Source organism: Enterococcus sp. DIV0436a, from assembly GCF_051711605.1.
Classification (GTDB): domain Bacteria; phylum Bacillota; class Bacilli; order Lactobacillales; family Enterococcaceae; genus Enterococcus_B; species Enterococcus_B faecium.
Window position 1 is genome coordinate 1932251 of the sequence record NZ_JBIONA010000001.1, and the last position, 19058, is coordinate 1951308.

General features: G+C 40.0%; 20 protein-coding genes. 1 reads left to right on the forward strand and 19 read right to left on the reverse strand.

What is annotated here, in order from left to right:
* Positions 1-42: 42 nt before the first annotated feature.
* A complete protein-coding gene (locus IGL15_RS09450; protein WP_086319352.1) occupies positions 43-1866 on the reverse strand; it encodes a heavy metal translocating P-type ATPase in 1824 nt (607 codons plus the stop codon).
* Between the two features lie 277 nt (positions 1867-2143).
* On the opposite strand from IGL15_RS09450, the gene helD reads away from it, so the two are divergent.
* Entirely contained in the window at positions 2144-4423 is a 2280-nt protein-coding gene (helD, locus tag IGL15_RS09455; protein WP_002287644.1) for an RNA polymerase recycling motor HelD, read from the forward strand.
* A gap of 92 nt (positions 4424-4515) precedes the next feature.
* Here helD and IGL15_RS09460 read toward each other — a convergent pair whose 3' ends face one another.
* The 18 genes from IGL15_RS09460 to fabD form a co-directional block, all read right to left on the reverse strand.
* Complete coding sequence (locus IGL15_RS09460) at positions 4516-5163, reverse strand: hypothetical protein (RefSeq protein ID WP_002295372.1); 648 nt, start codon at positions 5161-5163, stop codon at positions 4516-4518.
* 178 nt (positions 5164-5341) lie between these two features.
* Positions 5342-6061, reverse strand: a complete 720-nt coding sequence (locus IGL15_RS09465) for a YebC/PmpR family DNA-binding transcriptional regulator (protein WP_002287641.1) — start codon at positions 6059-6061, stop codon at positions 5342-5344.
* A 130-nt stretch (positions 6062-6191) separates the two neighbouring features.
* The gene (locus IGL15_RS09470) at positions 6192-7343 is read right to left on the reverse strand and encodes a nucleotidyltransferase (RefSeq protein ID WP_002319387.1); all 1152 of its coding nucleotides are present in this window, start codon (positions 7341-7343) and stop codon (positions 6192-6194) included.
* Positions 7344-7559: 216 nt separating this feature from the next.
* Positions 7560-8300 (reverse strand): class I SAM-dependent DNA methyltransferase, encoded by a 741-nt coding sequence (locus IGL15_RS09475; RefSeq protein WP_002287639.1) that lies wholly within the window; start codon positions 8298-8300, stop codon positions 7560-7562.
* A 3-nt stretch (positions 8301-8303) separates the two neighbouring features.
* Positions 8304-8663, reverse strand: coding sequence for a ribosome silencing factor (gene rsfS / locus IGL15_RS09480; protein ID WP_077940756.1), 360 nt, complete (start codon positions 8661-8663; stop codon positions 8304-8306).
* A 20-nt stretch (positions 8664-8683) separates the two neighbouring features.
* Positions 8684-9277, reverse strand: coding sequence for a bis(5'-nucleosyl)-tetraphosphatase (symmetrical) YqeK (gene yqeK / locus IGL15_RS09485; protein WP_002287635.1), 594 nt, complete (start codon positions 9275-9277; stop codon positions 8684-8686).
* Positions 9261-9911 (reverse strand): nicotinate-nucleotide adenylyltransferase, encoded by a 651-nt coding sequence (locus IGL15_RS09490; protein ID WP_002287632.1) that lies wholly within the window; start codon positions 9909-9911, stop codon positions 9261-9263. Before IGL15_RS09490 ends, yqeK begins: the two co-directional genes overlap by 17 nt.
* Before the next feature lie 9 nt (positions 9912-9920).
* Positions 9921-10232, reverse strand: a complete 312-nt coding sequence (yhbY, locus tag IGL15_RS09495; RefSeq protein WP_002287630.1) for a ribosome assembly RNA-binding protein YhbY — start codon at positions 10230-10232, stop codon at positions 9921-9923.
* A 15-nt stretch (positions 10233-10247) separates the two neighbouring features.
* A complete protein-coding gene (gene yqeH / locus IGL15_RS09500) occupies positions 10248-11357 on the reverse strand; it encodes a ribosome biogenesis GTPase YqeH (protein WP_002295377.1) in 1110 nt (369 codons plus the stop codon).
* Complete coding sequence (locus tag IGL15_RS09505; protein ID WP_002287626.1) at positions 11354-11881, reverse strand: YqeG family HAD IIIA-type phosphatase; 528 nt, start codon at positions 11879-11881, stop codon at positions 11354-11356. Before IGL15_RS09505 ends, yqeH begins: the two co-directional genes overlap by 4 nt.
* Positions 11882-12108: 227 nt before the next feature.
* Positions 12109-12894: an acetyl-CoA carboxylase carboxyl transferase subunit alpha gene (locus IGL15_RS09510; RefSeq protein WP_002287624.1), complete on the reverse strand. Its 786-nt coding sequence runs from the start codon at positions 12892-12894 to the stop codon at positions 12109-12111.
* Entirely contained in the window at positions 12887-13756 is an 870-nt protein-coding gene (gene accD / locus IGL15_RS09515; RefSeq protein ID WP_002287623.1) for an acetyl-CoA carboxylase, carboxyltransferase subunit beta, read from the reverse strand. The genes IGL15_RS09510 and accD overlap by 8 nt, the downstream gene beginning before the upstream one ends.
* A complete protein-coding gene (locus IGL15_RS09520; protein ID WP_002287622.1) occupies positions 13757-15136 on the reverse strand; it encodes an acetyl-CoA carboxylase biotin carboxylase subunit in 1380 nt (459 codons plus the stop codon).
* A 7-nt stretch (positions 15137-15143) separates the two neighbouring features.
* On the reverse strand, positions 15144-15563 hold the full coding sequence (gene fabZ, locus IGL15_RS09525) for a 3-hydroxyacyl-ACP dehydratase FabZ (RefSeq protein ID WP_002287621.1): 420 nt from the start codon (positions 15561-15563) through the stop codon (positions 15144-15146).
* Between the two features lie 24 nt (positions 15564-15587).
* The gene (gene accB / locus IGL15_RS09530; protein ID WP_002290844.1) at positions 15588-16064 is read right to left on the reverse strand and encodes an acetyl-CoA carboxylase biotin carboxyl carrier protein; all 477 of its coding nucleotides are present in this window, start codon (positions 16062-16064) and stop codon (positions 15588-15590) included.
* 2 nt (positions 16065-16066) lie between these two features.
* Positions 16067-17302 carry a beta-ketoacyl-ACP synthase II gene (gene fabF / locus IGL15_RS09535; RefSeq protein WP_081156730.1) on the reverse strand — a complete coding sequence of 412 codons (1236 nt, stop codon included), beginning with the start codon at positions 17300-17302 and terminating at the stop codon, positions 16067-16069.
* An 18-nt stretch (positions 17303-17320) separates the two neighbouring features.
* Positions 17321-18058, reverse strand: coding sequence for a 3-oxoacyl-[acyl-carrier-protein] reductase (gene fabG / locus IGL15_RS09540; protein ID WP_002287617.1), 738 nt, complete (start codon positions 18056-18058; stop codon positions 17321-17323).
* Positions 18059-18069: 11 nt separating this feature from the next.
* Entirely contained in the window at positions 18070-18987 is a 918-nt protein-coding gene (fabD, locus tag IGL15_RS09545) for an ACP S-malonyltransferase (protein WP_104765585.1), read from the reverse strand.
* Between the last annotated feature and the right edge of the window lie 71 nt (positions 18988-19058).

The following is a 19058-nucleotide window of genomic DNA, read 5'->3' on the forward strand; positions in this document are numbered from 1 at the left end:
CTCTCTCCTCTTTCTGATCGTTCTTTTTTCAACTCGATTCTATCATACTATGTTTGTCTTGGGTACTGAATCAGGAAAAATGGCTGGATCTTTTTTTGCTCTCAAGGCACTCAAAATAGAGACCGTATCCACGACTTCTTGCAAAACAGCTCCGTATAATGCGGGGATTAGTCCCGTACTTGCAATTAACATCAAAAAAATACAAATAAAGATGCCAATCAGTACAGACTGTTTAGCTATTCTCATCGTATCTCTTGAAATCACTACTGCTTTTGCTACACGCAAGAGATCATCTTTCAAGATGACCGCATCTGCACTTTCACTAGCAGCTGTAGAACCATGAGCCCCCATTGCAATACCGATATCTGCAGCAGCAAGTGCTGGAGCGTCATTCACGCCGTCTCCTACCATCGCAACAGGTCTTTGATCTTTAGGGATACTTTCTAAAATGGTCAGTTTATCTTGAGGCAAGCTACGGGCATGTACAGAATCTAATTGGACTTTTTCTGCAATCGTTTGAGCAATGGCAGATCCATCCCCGGTGATCATCATCAAATTTTTCACATCAAGTTTTCTTAGCTCCTTGATTGTCTTCGCTGCTTCTGGGCGAATCTGATCCGAAAATAGGATCGTTCCTGCAAAAGATCGATCAATTGTTACATAGATTGCTGTATTGGACGTTTCTATTTCTTCAGCTGAAACAAAAGAGGCACGTCCAATCTTTACTTCATGATTATTGACTACTGCTTGGATTCCTTGACCGGTCACTTCTTTCAGTTGACTAACAGGATACAGTTGGCTGTTTTTCACGTTGTTCACTAACGAACGAGCTAAGATATGGCTAGATTCCTGTTCTGCACTAGCTGCATACAGAAGTAGCTCTTCTTTTTTTATTCCATTGACTGGCTGAATCGCCTCTACTTCCAATATCCCTTTGGTAAGCGTTCCTGTTTTATCAAAAGCAATCGTTTTTGTACGTGCGAGCTTTTCAATCGTTGTTCCAGTTTTTACAACGATCCCGTTTTTACTTGAACGGCTCATTCCTGCAACTAAAGCAATGGGCGCAGCTAGAATCAGTGGACAAGGTGATGCCACTACCAGTACCTCAGCAAATCGTAAAGGGTCTTTTGAGAACCACCAAGAAATACCACCGATCAAATAAGCAATCAACGTGAAAGGGACTGCATAACGATCAGCTAAACGGACAAATCGGGCAGGCTTTTCTTTTGATTCTTCGACTAGTTTAATAATCATTTGATACTGGCTGTCTGCGGCACGTTTTTCAGCGATCATTTGGATCGATCCGTCTCCATTTAAAGACCCTGACATAATCTGATCTCCAGGTTTCTTGGTTTCCGGGCGGGACTCACCTGTCAAAGAAGATTCATCGACCGAAGATTCTCCTTTGGTCACTCGACCATCTGCGGGTACAAGTTCGCCAGGCTTGACTAGTAACTGGTCATCAATATTTATTTCATCGATTACTATATCCTGCAATTTTCCTTCTTTGAATCGATGGGCAATTCTTGGGGTGTTATCTAACAAAGACTGCAGTTCTTTACCCGCTCGTTTATTCGCGTAATCCTCTAGACTATCTCCGCCCGTAAGCATGATCAATATCATCAAACTAGCCCAGTATTCTTTGACGGCTAATGTTGCAAGGATTGCGGTAATCGCTAATACATCTACGCCATATCTTCCTGAACGTAACGTCTTGATCATTTCCAAAAACATCAAGAAGGCGAGAATTCCTCCAGTAAATGCGACAATCGCAAATGCAAGGGCCGGCTGGTGAAAAACAAATTCACTTAATAAAGCTATCCCACCAATAAGCAAAGTAAGTAAAAATTTTTTGAAATGTGTCATTGTTTTTTCTCCTCTTTTATGTGACTTAGAGAGGTTAGTAATAAATTTCCAGCTGCCTCTTTCATCTTAAGCATAGTCCTTGACTAGCACTTTTTAAAACAATAGGCCTTAATTGAAAACAACTATCACTATCAGCGTTTCCAAAATTCATCAGTTCTACAAACAAAAATATTCAGCAAGGATTACTTTTTCGATTCATCAGTTAAAAAGTACCTTTTTTCGAAAAACTATGCTATACTTTTAATTCGTTATTTACGGCGGAAGGAGCAAACATGCGATGAATGAGAAACAACTAGAACAAACGCACGTGGATGAAACGATCGAACTAATCCAGATCGAACAAAATATGCTGGATACAAAACAACAAGAATTGACTCAGGAAATGAATCATTCGACAAAAGACACAGCTAATCACAAGATTCGAGCTGGTTCCAATGAAGCTTTTTATGAATCTGCTGTTGAATATCGCCAACATGAGCAGGAATTGCTTTTGAAATACCATACTCTTGAAGCACAGCAAAAACGCCTGCAAACGTTGTCTGTCATGAAAGATAGTCCTTATTTTGCCCGTATCGACTTTAAAGAAGACCGTGAAACAGAAACATTATATCTAGGTATCGCTTCTTTAAGAGATCTGGCAGAAGAAACAATCGTTATTGACTGGCGCGCACCAATTGCCAATCTTTATTATGAAGGTGAGATTGGTCCCGCATTTTATGAAACTGAAACAGATAGAATAGATGTCGATCTGCAGTTGAAACGACAATTTAAAATCCAAGAAGGACGTATTTTATCTATGGTAGATACGTCGGAAGTAATCAATGATGACTTTTTGCTAGAGATATTGGATGAATCATCAAGCAACCATATGAAAAACATCGTCTCTACGATACAAAAAGCACAAAATGCAATCATTCGGGACACAACAAGTAAAGTAATGCTGATTGAAGGAATCGCCGGAAGTGGAAAGACATCCGCTTTGCTTCAACGTATTGCTTTTCTGTTGTATCATAATCGCAAGTGGCTCGAGGCTGAAAACGTTCTTCTATTTTCACCCAACCATTTGTTTTCTGATTACATCTCGACTGTATTGCCTTCATTAGGTGAAAGCGGCGTGCCTACACAGACATTCAAAAATTATTTGGTGCAGCTGCTGCCAGAGTTTTCTTTACTAGATGAACAGCAACAAGAAAGTGGTTTTTTGCTAGGGGAAAAAGATCCGATACAAGTGATGAAAAGCGGATTGACCTTAGTCGATCAGATTGATCGCTATATCCAAGGCATCACAAACTACGGTCCCTTGTTCCGTGATATGAAAATAAATGGCCGTACGATCCTATCAAAGGAATCGATTCGCCAATGGTATAAAGAAACAAATGAACAATTACCTTTACATCATAGACTTTCTCTATTACAAACGAAGCTCCTGAAAAAATTAGGCGGTCTGCAAAAAGACGAAACACGTCAGCAATGGGTCAAAGATCTGGCGGAAGAACAGCTCCAAGAACTATACGCAACAGATCCAAATCTTGAATATACAGAACAAAAGGAGCGTTCATTACGTAAAAAACTGGCCAACCAAATCGTACGTAAAAGATTCCGTCGAATCCATCGAGGGATCATGAATTATCAATTTGTCAATATAACGAAACAATATCTCCACTTTCTACAAACTGTGCCACTTTCTCTTCTAACACGACATAAAATCAGCGAGACCAGGTGGCAGGAACATTTGACAACTGTTCGTACACACTTGCGTCAAAGAGAATTGCGTCAAGAGGATGCTGTACTATTCTTTTTACTGATGCGCCGAACATATCCAGTGACGGTTACACACAAAGCTCGCTATATCTTTATTGATGAAATGCAGGATTTCGCACCATCACAAGTGGCATTGCTGCAAGCCTTGTTCCCAAAAGCAAATTTGACTTTCTGTGGAGATCTAAATCAAAATGTCTTTGGAAATGAAACGATCGTTGGATCATTGGAAGACCTTTTCGTGGACCGTGAAGTCACTCGTTTCCAATTAACGACAAGCTATCGCTCCACAAAAGAAATCACTGATTTTGCTAATCATTTTATTGTGAAAGAACATCAAGTAGAAACAACAGCAAGAAAAGGAGACCTTCCTTTGCTCATCCAAGGAACAACAGATGATATCAAATTGAATTGGTTAGCAGATACCATTCGAACGACTCAGGGAAAAGCCCGGTATTGGCGTACAGCAATCATAGCTAAAACACAAGAAGAATGCGAAGCTCTTTATGCTCAACTGCCAGACGAGTTGAAACAACAAGTCCAACTGATTTTAAATGAGAGTGACTTTATGAAACGTTCCATTATTTTACTTCCAGCCTTTTTAGCAAAAGGTCTGGAGTTTGACCGAGTTTTCTTGTGGGATGTAGATGCAGAACATTTTTCTTCTCAGCAAGACAAATTGATCCTTTACACCATGTGTACACGTGCGATGCATGAATTGACCCTTTTTACCTCCAATAATGAAAGTCCTTTGTTAAACAATATGGATATTTCATCTTATGAGAAAAAAGTACTGTAAATAAAAAGACAACTGCTATCATTAATGTTAGCAGTTGTCTTTTTATTTACAATAATAATTGCAGAAAAAGTAATTCAATCATTTAAGGTCATTTATTCTATATATAAATCCAAATCTGTTTCAGGATATTTTAATTTGACAAGCGAAATAATCATTTTCAGTTCTTCCATGTTTTCTGGATATTCTGGGTCAAATACCTTGCTATGACGGCCAATCCCGCCATTGTCGATCAATCGGTAAATTCGATTCCATTCAATGAACTGGTCAATTGATTGGAAATTGCTGATTGGATAGCCGCCACAATCCAAAATCTCTGATACACGAAATGCTAGGTATGCACTATCGATCACATTATTTTTTTTCGTGTCTATCTTCTCATTTCTTTCGATAAGAATTTTTTCAGGACGATGCTTCAAGCTCCACTCTAATAGTAGAAAGAAAGCCTCCATCCGATACTCTTCTTCAAATAACCGAAAGGCTGAATCAGAACGACGAAAAAGCAGCGGAATCAAATATTTTTGTCTATAAATCAGCATTGGTGCGCGGTCCACCATACACTCTAAATAACGGTTCAGATACCCTGTACCGACATAGTTTCCTAATCGATAGCCTTCAACGCCGAATCTTGCGTATTTTTGCGCTAATTTTGAACAATCAGTTACGTTCACAGCTAACTCTTCTACTTTGCGGTAACCGCTTAAGATACGTTCAAAAGGTTCTAAAGTGATTTTTGCTTCCATATTCTTCCCCGTCCATCTTCCACATACTTCATATCATTTCACATGATACTTATGCTCTCATCATACCACAGGTTGAATTAGAAAAGAAAATAAATCACACAAAAAAGCAAGACAATCTGTTAGTGAGATTGTCTTGCTTTTCGAAAAAGACTGAATACTTTTCGTTAAAACTGGTTGCTTAGTCTTCTAATGCCACATTATGGAACACATGCTGTACATCTTCTAGATCTTCCAGTGCATCAATCATTTTTTCAAATGTTTCTTGATCTTCTGGAGATAGTGTTACCTCGTTTTGAGGGATCATTTGGATCTCAGCGATTGAAAAATCAGTGATTCCTTTTTCTTTTAATGCTTCTTGTATACTATGGAAATCCGCTACTTCACCGTAAACGATGATTTGTCCTTCTTCTTCCATTACATCGCGAACATCGATGTCTTTTTCCATTAGATATTCAAGGATCTCATCAGCGTCTTCTCCTGCAAAAGCAAAGATTGCTGTATTGTCAAACATGTAAGAAACCGCTCCGGAAACACCCATGTTCCCGCCATTTTTCCCAAATGCTGCCCGTACGTCTGCTGCTGTTCGATTCACATTGTTCGTCAATGTATCAACAATCACCATTGAGCCGCTTGGTCCAAATCCTTCATAGCGCAATTCAGAGTATGTTTCATCTCCTGCACCTTTTGCTTTTTCGATTGCTCGGTCAATAATATGTTTTGGTACATTATAAGTTTTAGCGCGATCAATGACGAAACGTAGTTTTTGGTTTGCATGCGGATCAGGATCACCTGATTTTGCTGCCGCGTAGATTTCAATCCCAAATTTTGCATAAATCCGGCTATTATTAGCATCTTTAGCAGTTTTCTTTGCTACGATATTTGCCCATTTACGTCCCATATTTTCACTTCGCTTTCTGATTTGATAGTTTCATAACGCAAAAACGTCCTGTTCCATTATACTTGTGAATCACGATTCTGTGAAGCTTTTTTTCTTTCTTCCTTCATTCTTCTCATTTTTAGTCAATTATCTATACTCGGATTGGGATTTGCCCGAAATTCTGTTCCGGAATATTGCCTCCCAATTGATAGATTTGATCACTTCTAACTAACAGTTCTGCTTCTTGTGCCTCTTTTTTTCCGATTCGGGAATAAATAGAAATCTCTTTTTTTTCTTTTAAGAATCTTCTTCCAACATCGGTAAATCCAAGTAGTCGAAGATAATTTTTATTTTGTTGGACAGGAATCTCTTGCTTTTTGATATTCAGCAAGACATAACAAGATAATCGTTGGATCCGTGTCCATGTATATCTTTTTGTTTTTACCTTTGACACAAAATCCTCAAAACTATCAGCAGTTGCAGCTGCTGTTTTCATGCGCGATTCTATTCCTTCGGTCATCTGATAGATATCTGTCAGTTCCAGCAAAGTAGAAGATAACAACCGATAACGCAAATACGGCCAATAAGATTCCCAAGTCTGCAGCGAACAAGTTGAAAGATCTTCTTCTGTCTGAGGCGGCACAAGTCCAGCTATTCTTTTTCCTTCTTCTAACGCATGGCGAATGGCTGTTGCACTGGCTATCCTCTGATCTGTGATGATTTTTTCATGATAGCCTGCACTTTTACGTCGGATCGGATGTAATTCCATAGGGTGGACATACTTGGCATTTTCCTTTGCATAACTTAATCCCAAGATATGATTTGGCGAAGAAAAATCAAGCGTAATATCGGGATACAGACTGCGAAAAACCTCAGTCATTTTTTGCGGATAACTATACGTTTGATCAGACAGTTCTTGAAATGCCTCTTCTATCCTATCTTGATTCTCTTGGACAAAGCGTCCGAAACTGCTGTAATCAAACGAAGTCTCTTCTTCTGTTCCAAAACACAAACTGTCACAGTCCAGTGTTTGCAAGATTTTTACTGCACCTTTAGCAAAATAGTCAGCTGACTGAACCGCCCATTCGACGGGAAGCTCCACTACTAAATCCACACCATTTTGTAAAGCTTCATTCGCGCGATGCCATTTATCGATGATAGCCGGTTCGCCTCGTTGCAAAAAATTCCCGCTCATTACAGCAATGACGACCTCTGCTCCTGTTGTTTTTCGTGCCATTTCCACATGATAGCGATGTCCATTGTGAAAAGGATTGTACTCTACGATAATCCCGCAGCTTTTCATGCGCATCCTCCTTCATAGTTATCGATAAAAAAGAAATAGAGACAAGTAAAAAAAGGCAAAAATCGGAAAAAATACCCGAACTATATAAACTATTCTCGCAAACACAATACTTCTGCGACGAAAAGCTGCACTGCAAGAGCAATGCCTATATCGTTCGGATATATAATTTATGTTGAAGATTTATTCTTTTCTTGTTAACTCGAGCAGGCAAAACCGCTAGTCTTTGTATGCTACAAAGAACCAGCGCTTTGATTTCTCTGATGCTGCTTCGTCTGTAAAATCAGAAAATGCTTCGACTTTCGAAAAGCCGCTGTTTTCCAGCATTCTTAAATAACTTTCCAATGGATAGGTACGCTCTTGATGTAGTTCATCTTCACGAATAAATCGACCAGACCCTTCTTGTTCTTCAACGAAAAAGGTAAGAAAATGTTCGATGCTGTGTTTCTCGCTTCCTGGATAACTATCCCACAAAAAAGCAAAATTATCCCCTTGATAATGATAGCTATATTCTGGAAAAACTTCATCTACTTGATAGGTGGAGTGTACGTCAAATAAAAATCGGCCATTTTCTTCTAACGCTTGATAGACTTCGTCAAACACTTGCTGTACCTCTTGTCTATTTTTCATATAGCACAGCGAATCAGAAAAACAGGTAATTGCCTGATATTGTCCGATTTCTGATAAATCGAGCATATTGCCTTCCACAAATTGGATCGATGCGTCTTCTTCATATGCTCGCTGGCTGGCAATCATCAACATCTCTTCTGAAAGGTCTAACCCTGTCACTTTATATCCATCTTTTGCAAAAGCAACCGCTAATGCTCCAGTACCGCATGCCAGTTCCAAAATATTTTTTGTGTCTTCTTGTAAATGACGTTTCGAAAAAGCTAGCCATTGCTGATAAAGTGTTTCGTCCATCACTTCATCGTAAATGAAAGCAAATGTTTCATAAGCCATATGTTAATCCAACCATTCACTAAGATCGACTAGCGGAGCATCTGACCATAGTTTTTCCAGATTATAGAAACTTCGTTCTGGTGCATGGAAAACATGTACGATCACATCTCCAAGATCGATCAATACCCATTTTCCGCCTTCTTTTCCTTCAATACGTTTTACTTCATATTTGTTTTCTTCTTCTTTATCAATGATTTCTTCTGTAATTGCGTTGATTTGACGTTCGCTATTTGCTGAACAGATCATGAAATAATCTGCCAACAAGGAAACATTTCGAACGTCTAAAGCGATAATGTCTTCTGCCCGTTTTGAATCTGCTGCTTCAACCGCAATTTTTAATTGTTCTTTACTATCTATGATGATTTCCTCCTAATATGAGCAGCTTATTTTTTTGCTACCCAGTAATTATATGTTTCGATTGTTTTTGGATAAATCTGTTGTTCTTGCGCAAGCAAATGGGCCAATGTATGTTTTGTTTCAAATGCTACAGCTTCGTCTAGATCAGCCCATGCAATGGCTCGTGCATCTTGTACCCCAGGAAAATCTCGACCTGGTTCAATATAGTCTGCTACATAAATGATTTTGTCAAGGAGACTCATCTTAGCAGCCCCAGTCGTATGCACCCGGATTGCATGAAGAATCTCTGCATCGGTGATTCCTAATTCCCGCTCTACAAACGAAGCGCCAACAAGACCATGCCAGATTGCATTATTATAATTCAATAACTCTGGATCAAAACCGTCTCTTACGATTACCATTTTGAACTCCTCATCTGGTCGTTCTTTTGCATAATCATGTGTCAATGCAGCAATACTAGCTTTTTCAGGAGAAGCACCGTATTTTTTGGCAAGAGCCACGGCTGTTTCTTCTACTCCAAGCACATGCTTGAAGCGTTGTTCGCTCATTCTCATCTGTATTTTTTGCATCAGGTTTTCTCTAGAATAAGCAGTATATTCATTACTATAGTCCATATTCATACAACCCTTCATTTTGAATATAATCAATTACTTTATCTGGAACAAGGTAGCGGATAGAACAGCCTTCTTTGATCTTTTGACGTATTTTCGTGGAACTGATGTCGATCTCAGGTACATCTACCCAAATTACAGGATATGGAGTATCCGTTGTGTATCCTGGTCGACGTATACCCACAAAGTTGACCATAGAAGTCAGCTCATCGATTTTATACCATTTTGGCAAATATTCTACCATATCCCCACCGATAATAAAGTAATAATCTGTATCCGGATTGTTTTGCGTCAATTCCTTCATAGTATCATAGGTGTAACTTTTCCCACCACGAGCTAATTCAATCGTTTCAATCTGCAAAAAAGGATTGTCTTCCACAGCTAATTCCAACATGTTGAGTCGATGTTTTGCATCAATCGTCTGTTTCTCATCAACATGAGGTGGCTGATAAGAAGGCATCAAAAATACGCGGTCAAGACCTAAATTCCGGCCAGCTTGTTCAGCCATCACTAAATGTGCAAGGTGAACGGGATTGAATGTTCCGCCCAAGATCCCTACTTGCTTTTTCTTCTCTAAGAATTGAGGCATTTCTTCAGGAAATAATTGTGAACGAACAAATGTCTTAGCTTGCGTATTCATCATGGTCACTCCTTATATTGCTTTTACTTCTTTTGATAGCCTTTGATACTTTTCTTTTGTGGAAGGTTTGTATAATACAATAACACGTCCAATGATTTGGACGATTTCGCAATCTATTTCTTTTTCTAATACTTGAGCTGCTTCTTCTGCAATCTCATCTGTATTTTGAAGTAACGATACTTTGATCAGTTCTCTTTTTTCTAAAGCTTCTTCAATTTGAACGATCATTGCTGAATTGATCCCACCTTTTCCGATTTGAAAAATCGGCTGAAGATGATGCGCTTTGCTACGTAAAAAACGCTTTTGTTTTCCTCTTAAACTCATAATTTTCCTTCTTCCTTAAATCAATGCTTTGCGTTTCAATACATCTACACCCTTTGGCGCCCAGCCCGCAATTACTGCTGGCGCTGTTACAGTGATCCAGCCTAGACCGGCAAAAACGATGTCTGTTTTTTCTTTCACAGAAAACTCAAAACGAACAAGCTCCGGAAATGCCTCGACTTCATCAGGACGAGGAGGCTGTAATAATCCACCTACATGTTTTTGATAAAATTCGTCTGCTTTTTCCAGTTTCGTTCGATGAATATTTACATCATTTGACACATAAGCAATAAATGAAGCACGATTGCCGCTGATAAAATCAAATCTTGCAAGTCCGCCCAAGAAAAGTGTTTGCCCTTCATTCAGCTGATAAACTTTAGGTTTGATTTCTTTTAACGGTGCAATGATCCGCAAATCTTTTTTACCTAAGTAGTGCGCCATTTGATGGCGATGGATAATTCCCGGTGTATCAATCAAAAAATGCCCGTCATCTAAAGGAATCTCGATTTTATCCAAGGTCGTTCCTGGAAACTGCGAAGTTGTGATTACATCTTGTACTCCCGCTGTATTTTTGATGATTTGATTGATAAGCGTCGATTTTCCGACATTTGTTACTCCGACGATATAGACATCCCGTCCATCGCGGTATTCTTCGATTTTTTCTAATAGTTCCGTCATCTCATGAGATTTCTTAGCACTAGTTAATAATACATCTACTGGACGAATTCCTGCTTCGTAAGCACGTTCCTTCATCCATTGTGTTAATTTAGTTTTTTTCAATGATTTAGGTAATATGTCCACTTTGTTCCCAACTAAAAGTACTGGATTGTCACCGACAAAACGGTGTAGTCCTGGGATTAGTGAACCATTGAAGTCAAAAATATCCACCACATTGACGATCAATGCATCTTTTTGCCCTAATTCATTCAGTAAGCGCAAAAAGTCGTCATCCGTCAATGAGACATCTTGGATCTCATTATAATGGCGTAATCTGAAACAACGCTGACAATAGACTTCCCCGGAAGCTAAACCTTTTTCCAAAGCCGTTTGCGGCGTGTATCCTAATTCACCGGGTTTGTTTGTTTGTATAACGGCACCACAGCCGATACATTGTAATTCTTCTGTCATTCGATTCCACCTCGCCAGCCCATATCAGGGTGTTTTGCTAATAGATAGGCCATAATTCTTTTTTCCCAAAAACGATTAAATTGTGTCTTCCAACTATCTGTTGCGATAATGGGTTTTACAAGGATGCTACGTATCCCTGCACGATTGGCTCCACGTATATCAGTCATAATCTGATCGCCTACCATTACTATCTCATCATCTGCTAAATCCAATTGTTTCTTTGCTATGTTGATCCCTCTTGCTAAAGGTTTCATTGCTCGTGCAACATACAAAAGATCAAATTTTTCAATCGCTCGCGCGACACGTTTTGAATTATTGTTTGAAACAACAACAACAGGGATTCCTGCATTTTTCATTTCTAAAATCCAAGTAAGCAACTCTTCTGTTCCATCTGGATTATTCCATGCAATCAACGTATTGTCTAAATCGGTCAATACTGCTTTGATGCCTAGATTCTTTAATTGGGCAGGTGTAATCTGATAGATGGCTTCTACCATCCATGTTGGTTTGTAATTTGAAAACATGCTGTCTCCTCATCTGCAAAAAATGAAGGAGCACATAAAGTACTCCTCAACCCCGTATTATACTGCATATCAGCAAAAAAAACTACCTCTATACTCGTTCGTCTTTCAGAAAAAGCATTTCTTTACAAAATGACCAAAAATAAAGATTGATCACAGAAAAATTTAGAAACAAAAAACAACTAAGCGAGCAAGAACCATTCTTTACTCTTTGCTTAGTTGTTAAACACCTAATATTGGCGGAACCTCTTGTATCGTTTTTCCAGTAATTTATGCTGATCTAATCGAACAAGTTCCGTCAATCTTTCAATCAACGCTTTTTTCATAATGTGTGCGACTTTATATCGTGGCAACTGCTCGCCGTTGAACGTTTCAGGAATAACTCGATCAACGATTCCTAACTCGCGTAGTTCTGGCGCAGTAATTTTCATCAACTCAGCTGCTTCTGCGGCGCGACTACCGTCTTTCCACAAAATCGACGCAAATCCTTCTGGAGAAAGCACAGCATAAATCGTTTCTTCCAGCATCCAGACTTCATCCGCTAAACCTAGAGCAAGGGCACCGCCACTTCCACCTTCACCAATGATGATGGCGATGATCGGTACCTTTAAATCAGACATTTCGAGCAGATTTCTGGCAATAGCCTCTCCTTCGCCGCGCTCTTCTGCTCCTACACCGCAATATGCACCTGCTGTATTGATCAAGGTAATCACCGGTCTATTGAACTTTTCCGCTTGTTTCATCAGTCGTAAAGCTTTTCGATAGCCTTCAGGATGGGGAGAACCAAAATTTCTGCGGATATTTTCCTGCAGATCCCGTCCTTTTTGAATACCGATCACTGTTACCGGTTTGCCATCTAATCGAGCGATTCCACCAACAATCGCTTCGTCATCTGCAAATAAACGATCACCATGGCATTCCTCGAAAGAATCGAAGATCTCTTCAAAAAAATCCAAGCTTGTCCATCGTTCTTTAGCTCTTGCTAACTGAACGACATCATGTGCTGTCTTATCCACGATCTATCCATCCTTTCTGTGTATGCAATTCAAGAAGCGTATGGATTTTCTGCTTCAATTCCATGCGGGGAACAATCTGATCGACAAAACCATGAGATAATAAGAATTCAGCCTTTTGGAAATCTTCTGGAAGTTCCTGCTTGATCGTCTGTTCGATGACGCGTCTTCCAGCAAAACCGATCAAGCTTTGGGGTTCTGCTAGAATGATATCGCCTTCCATTGCAAAACTGGCAGTTACTCCTCCGGTCGTCGGGTCCGTTAAAACAGTTAGATAAAAAAGACCTTCATTGCTATGCCGTTTGACAGCAGCAGAGATTTTTGCCATCTGCATTAGAGAAAAGATTCCTTCTTGCATCCGTGCGCCACCTGAAGCTGTGAACAAGACGACTGGAAGACTTTCCTTTGTTGCTCGTTCGAATAATCTGGTGATCTTTTCTCCGACAATCGTTCCCATACTTCCCATGATAAAATTAGGATCCATCACTCCAATAATGAAGGGAATCCCTTGAATGGTTGCTTTACCAGTGAGGACTGCTTCATGAAGTCCTGTTTTATCTTGCATTTTTTTAATTTTTTCCGTATATTCGGGAAATGCTAGCGGATCTTTGGTTACAAGATCCGTATCCCATTCTTCAAAACTTTTTTCATCAATAATCAAAGCTAGACGCTGCCATGCACCGATTCGAAAAGCGTATCCGCAATGAGGGCATACTTTTTCTTCACCGATGTCTTTCGTATAAAGGATATGTTTGCAATTTGGACACTTTGCCCACATGTTATCAGGAACAGATGGCGAGTTAGCAGGTTTGCTCTCTCTATTAGGATTGATCCGAATATATTTCTTTTTCTTAAACAGAGCCATCTATGCGCCTCCTATCTCCGTTTCTGGTGTCCAATTCGGTAAAAATTCTTCTTGTAAAAATGCTGTGCTGTAATCACCTGCTATGACTGCAGGATGACTAATCAAATCCATCTGAAATTCTGCGTTCGTGATGATTCCTTCTGTGATAAATTCACTTAAGGCTCGCTGCATCTTCATTAATGCTTCAAAACGCGTATTTCCATGGACGATTATTTTTGCAATCATTGAATCATAATATGGCGGGATCGTATATCCCGGGTAAACTGCACTGTCTACCCGCAGTCCCATCCCACCTGCTGGAAGCAGTAAGTTTTGGATCTTCCCTGGAGAAGGAGCAAAATGGAAAGCAGGATTTTCTGCATTAATCCGGCATTCGATTGCGTGTCCTTGGAATACTACTTCTTCTTGACACACATTCAAAGGCTCACCGGCTGCTATCTCCACCTGTTTTTTTACTAAATCGATTCCTGTGACCATTTCTGTTACTGGATGTTCCACTTGGATTCGAGTATTCATTTCCATGAAATAAAAATCGCCTTCTTCATCCATCAGAAACTCGATCGTTCCGGCATTTTCATAATTGACTGCTTTAGCTGCTCGAACAGCAGCGTCTCCTAGTGCTTCTCTTTTTGTTTGTGAGATCACTACAGAAGGAGATTCTTCCAGTACTTTTTGATTGTTGCGTTGTAAAGAACAATCTCGCTCACCTAAATGAATGACATGACCAAATCGATCACCTAAGATCTGAACTTCTATATGGCGAGCAGGATAAATGATTTTTTCCAAATACATATCATCATTTCCAAATGCCGCTGCTGCTTCTTGCTGAGCTGAAGAAAAATGCTGTGGGAGCTCTTCTTTTGATTGAACTTTCCGAATGCCTTTCCCGCCACCGCCTGCAGCTGCTTTCAGCATCACTGGATAACCAATTCTGTCTGCTATTTCCAATGCTTCTTCTACTGTAGATAATACACCAGTACTTCCTGGAATGACTGGGACATTTGCTTCTTGCATCAATTGACGCGCATTGATCTTATTTCCCATTGCATCGATCGTTGCACTTTTAGGACCAATAAATGTGATATTGCACTCTTCACACATGGAGGCAAATCGGCTATTTTCAGATAAAAAACCAAATCCTGGATGAATTGCTTCGGCTTTTGTCACGATTGCAGCGCTCAGTACTTCCTGAACATTCAGATATGAATCAACGGCTTTTGCCGGGCCAATGCAGATTGCTTCATCTGCTAACTGTGTATGAAGTGCTTCGGCATCTGCTTCTGAATATATCGCTACGGTTTGGATCCCTAGTTCGCGGCATGCACGAATGATACGTACAGCGATTTCACCGCGGTTAGCTATCAATACTTTAGAAAACATATTTCACCTATCCAATCATAAAGGTTAATTCCGCTTCGGCTACTTTTTTACCGTCTACTTTAGCGATTCCTTTGCCTATTCCGGCTGAAGCTTTCACTTTCAATATCTCAACTTCAAGGTATAAGGTATCTCCCGGTGTAACTTTCTTACGGAATTTTGCTTTGTCCAATCCGCCGAAATAAGCCGTCTTTCCCTTGAATTGTTCAAGAGAAAGTAATGCAACTGCTCCTGCTTGAGCCATCGCTTCAACAATTAATACCCCTGGCATAACAGGTTCTTCTGGAAAATGTCCTTGAAAAAAGGGCTCATTGATCGTTACATTTTTCTTAGCAACGATCCGTTCTCCTTCAACCATTTCTTCCACTCGATCAATCAAAAGCATTGGATAACGATGCGGAATGATTTCTTTTATTTCTTGTATGTTCATTGATTTCCCTCTTTCCTGCTTTGCTTATTTTTGCTGAATCCTAAAGAGTGGCTGTCCATATTCGACAACTGACTCGTTTTCTACAAGGATTTCTGTGATCACTCCGTCGGCCTCACTAGTTATCTCATTCATCAGTTTCATCGCTTCAATAATGCAGATAACTTCTCCTTTGGCAACTTGATCACCTACTTTTTTGAAAGCTGGTTTGTCGGGCGCCGGTTGCAGATAAACGATTCCCACGATTGGCGAAACAACCTCGATTCCATCAAATACTGCCGATTCTTTTTCTTTCATTGTTTCTGGAGCAGTTGTTGCTTGTTCAGGTATGACATTGACTGGCTCCGAAACTGGCAACGTTTCGTTTGTTTGAACCATATTCATGCCTCGACTTGTTTTATTTTTATTCATATACAATTCAAATTGACCTTCACGCAAATCGAATTCCGTTAGCGAGGATTGATCAAATTGACTGACTAATTCTCTGATTTCATTGATATCCAAAATTATTCCTCCCAGCGTTTCATGCACAGAACCGCATTATGTCCGCCAAACCCTAATGAATTACTCATTGCATAAGTAAAACTTGCAGGTTTGCTTTCGTTTTTGACAACTGTCAAGTCAATCTCAGGATCTTGTTTTTCTACATTGATCGTAGGTGGGATAAATTGATGTTCTAATGCCAGCAAAGTTGCCAAGGCTTCGATCCCGCCGGCTGCTCCCAATAAATGTCCAGTCATCGATTTCGTGCTGCTGACGTAAGTATCTCTGAAATTTTCACCTAATGCGATTTGGATTGCTTTTGCTTCTGCCTGGTCATTGGCTGGTGTACTTGTTCCGTGAGCATTGATATATCCGACTTGTTCCGGCTGTACACCAGCTTCTTCCATCGCAAGCTTCATTGCTTTAGACGCACCAGAACCATCTGGAGTAGGGGCTGTCATATGGTAAGCATCACAATTTGCACCGTATCCAACGATTTCTCCATAGATTTTGGCACCGCGAGCTTGTGCATGCTCTAAAGATTCAAGAACTAGAACACCTGCTCCTTCACCCATCACAAAACCATTTCGATTTTCATCAAACGGGATCGAACCACGATTAGGATCAGTTGATTCCGAAAGTGCAGTTAAAGCTGCAAATCCAGCAATCCCCATCTCACAAATCGTTGCTTCTGTTCCTCCAGCAAGAATGACATCTGAATAGCCATGTTTGATGTTACGGAATGCTTCACCGATTGAATTCGTTCCGCTAGCACAAGCTGTTACGATAGCTGTACAGATACCTTTTGCGCCTACTCGCAAAGCAATATTTCCAGCTGCCATGTTGGCAATCGCCATTGGCACGAACATTGGAGAAACTCGTTTTGCGCCTTTTTCATGTAGACGGATAACTTGATTTTCGATTGTCGGAAGACCACCGATTCCTGATCCGATAATGACACCAAACCGGTCTTGATTCATTTTTTCTTTATCTAAACCGCTTATCTCCATTGCTTCTAAAGCAGCGTAGATCCCATAGATCGAAAACATATCCATTCGTTTGCTATCTTTTTTAATAAAATATTTATCGTAAGGGAAATCTTTGACTTCACCCGCTAAGGTAATCCCTGTTTCTGAAGCATCAAATTTAGTGATCGGTGCGATGCCATTCGTACCCTCTTTTAAGCTATTCAAAAAGCTGTCTGCGTCATTTCCAATAGGCGAAGTGACTCCATAGCCAGTAATTACCACTCGATTCATTTATTTGCTCTCCTTTTCTTATCCGTGCATGACCAATCCGCCATCGACATTGATGACTTGTCCGGTGATATATGGATTTTGTGCTAAGAAAACTGCTGTTTGTGCAATATCTTCTACTTGTCCGAAACGCTGCATCGGAATTTGCTTTTCCGCTTGTTCCTTGACTTTGTCTGCTAAAACTTCCGTCATATCAGTTGTGATGAATCCTGGCGCAATGGCATTACATGTAATGCCTCTAGTTGCAGCTTCTCGTGCCACAGATTTTGTTAATCCTACTACGCCAGCTTTACTAGCTGCATAATTTGCTTGACCAATATTTCCAATCAACCCAGATACACTAGAGAGATTAATGATGGCCCCTTCTCGCTGCTTCATCATTTTTTTCAATACGTGCTGCGTCATATTGAAGGTTCCAATCAAATTGATATCAAGACATTTTTTGAAATCTTCTGCATCCATTCGCATCACAAGTTTGTCATTTGTGATTCCGGCATTGTTTACTAACACATGGATCGATCCAAGCTTTTCTTCTGCTTCTTTGATCATTTGTCCCGCTTTCTCATAATCAGAGATGTCACCGGAAACTCCTACGCATTTTACACCGAATGCTTCGATTTCTTCTATCTTTTCTTTTGGAATCTCTCCGCGACCATTCAAAATGATATTTGCTCCAGCTTTTGCAAAAGCTAAGGCCATCGCTTTGCCGATTCCTCTTGTACTACCTGTGATAAATACATTTTTTCCTTTTACATCCATAACGTTCCTCCTTATAGTATTGCTATTGTTTCATCAAATGTCTGCTTATTCTCAACACGCAGAACTGGTATTGTTTTATCGATTTTTTTCATAAATCCGCTTAATACTTTTCCGGGGCCGACTTCGATGACTTGTTCGATGCCGATTGTTTTTAACTTATGGATACTCTCATAGAAACGAACAGGTTGCATGACTTGCTGTTCAAGTAGTCCCGCGATTGTTTCTTTCTTCATTATTTCCGTTGTTGTGTTGCTTATGATAGGAAAAGAAGGTTCAGAGAATTGAATCTGACTTAGGTCCTTCGCCAGTTTTTTTGATGCTGGTGCTAAAATAGCTGTATGGAAAGGTCCACTGACATTTAGTGGGATCATCCTTTTGATTCCTTTTTCTTTTAAGAGCAAAACAGCTTCATCTACGGCTTTTTCTTCGCCACCGATCACGATCTGCTGAGGTGTATTGTAATTAGCAGGAGACACGATGCCGTACTTGCTTGCTTCATGACAGCTTTCCTCAATCGTCTCAATCGGTGCATTCATTACTGCGACCATTTTTCCGCTTCCAGCTGGGGCAGCTTCCGTCATATAAGCGCCTCTCTTCGCTACTAGTGCAACGGCTTCAGTGAAGGATAACGCATCACTGGCTACTAATGCCGAATATTCTCCTAAACTCAGTCCTAAAGCTGCATCTGGGATGATTCCATGCTCCTTCAATAAGCGATAATACGCGATGCTGACTGTTAGAATAGCTGGCTGTGTATATTGCGTCTGATCCAAACGTTCATTTTCTGTAAAGCAAAGTTCAGCCATATCGTAGCCGAGAATCTCACTTGCTTCATCAAATGTCTGCTTTACAACGGCTTCTTCATATAAATCTTTTCCCATACCTTGATATTGTGCACCTTGGCCACTAAATAAGAATGCTGTTTTCATGTTTTTCTCCAATATATCCAGAATATATGTTTGATTCTTCCTATTCAAAAAGGCCGAGACATTCCTATTTC